This is a genomic window from Arthrobacter sp. LAPM80 (assembly GCF_046736435.1).
In the GTDB taxonomy this organism is placed as follows: domain Bacteria; phylum Actinomycetota; class Actinomycetes; order Actinomycetales; family Micrococcaceae; genus Specibacter.
Genome location: NZ_JBCHVD010000056.1, coordinates 1 through 1,262, shown reverse-complemented (window position 1 = coordinate 1,262; position 1,262 = coordinate 1). Strand labels below are relative to the sequence as shown.

The window sequence follows — 1,262 nt, the reverse complement described above, 5'->3', positions numbered from 1 at the left end:
ACCACCAAGAAACACCGAACGCCGCCGCGACTTCGGATGCGGCACGGCCAGAATCGATGACGGCGTCCTTGAGGGTTTCCTTCAACCGCGTGGTGGACCGGGCGAACCGCGGCACCTGAGGAGTCGATTCGGCAAATGTCTTTCGAGTACAGAGAGCCTCGTCACAAAAGAGCCGGCGCTTGGTCCACATGAGTCTCACATGCCCGGCGACGAGAATGTCCCGAACCCGCTGGATCCGACGCGAATGGACCCGAGAAGCCAGGACGGAACAACCAGGGCAAGCTGCTGGGAAGTCCGAGGCAACAGTGACGACACGGATACCGGAAACATCGTCGCTGATGACGGAGATGACCTGATAATCAGGCAGATTGAAGAGAGTCGTCGCCGCATCCGGGCACGACTGGGTAGGCTGGATCAAGGCTCGTGGTTCCTGACTTGAGAAGAATGCTAGACACATCCATCTCAGCAGGGCCACGAGCTCCTACTTTGCTACGACACGAACCCCGGATTCACCACGAACCGTGAAGAGCCCTTTAAACAGCCACGGCCCCGTTCGTCTCACATGTTAAGACGCCATCCCCTCATAAAAGACTTTGCAGCCACCCTGATTGGGACCCTTGTCCGCCAACTGGAGAGTATCCCCGAGCTGGCCAAGGCCTCGTTGACGCCCGGGACGATGCGGGATCTCCTGGAATCAATCCCGGATTCCAGAAAACGACGGGGCATCAGGCATGGCCTGACGGGGATCCTGGCCTTGGCGGTCTGCGCGGTGTTGACTGGGGCGGAGTCGTTCGCTGAAATCGCTGAATGGGCTGCCGATACCGGGCGCGGTCCCTTGGCGAAGGCCGGAATAAAGGTCCCCCACGTGACCACGATCCAACGCGTGCTGGCCAAGGTTGATGGGGACGTCTTCGACACTGCCTTCGGTGCGTGGGTCATCGCCCAGGTCCAGGACTCCTGATATCGCGATTTAATAGATCAAACGTGATCTGCGCGATCATGCTAGTTCTGACCCAGCAGAACCGCGAGATGTAGAGGATTTTGGTTGGTCGAAGAGCCTGTTGATCTTGCATCTATTATCTCGCAAAACTAGTCACTCCACGGCAGCGCCATCGACCAAAACGGCTGAAACTCAAGGGACTTGGTTACTGCCTGTCGGGCCGTGACCGGAGTCCTGAGGTCAGGCCCAAGGTCATCGCCATCGACGGAAAGGAAGTGCGCGGGGAAAAGAACGGCGGCGGGGATCGGGTCAACTTGATGGC

General features: G+C 58.6%; 2 protein-coding genes. One reads left to right on the top strand and one right to left on the bottom strand.

What is annotated here, in order from left to right; all coding sequences use genetic code 11:
• Window positions 1–418, bottom strand: a 418-nt coding sequence (locus AAGW05_RS18485) for a transposase family protein (protein ID WP_411806023.1), incomplete at its 3' end; no start/stop codon positions are given.
• Between the two features lie 144 nt (window positions 419–562).
• Here AAGW05_RS18485 and AAGW05_RS18480 point away from each other — a divergent pair.
• Window positions 563–961 (top strand): transposase family protein, encoded by a 399-nt coding sequence (locus AAGW05_RS18480; RefSeq protein ID WP_411806022.1) that lies wholly within the window; start codon window positions 563–565, stop codon window positions 959–961.
• Window positions 962–1,262 lie beyond the last annotated feature (301 nt).

Excerpts from the sequence above, each read along its gene's own strand:
- AAGW05_RS18480 (WP_411806022.1), top strand. The coding sequence starts at position 563 with ATGTTAAGACGCCATCCCCTCATAAAAGACTTTGCAGCCACCCTGATT.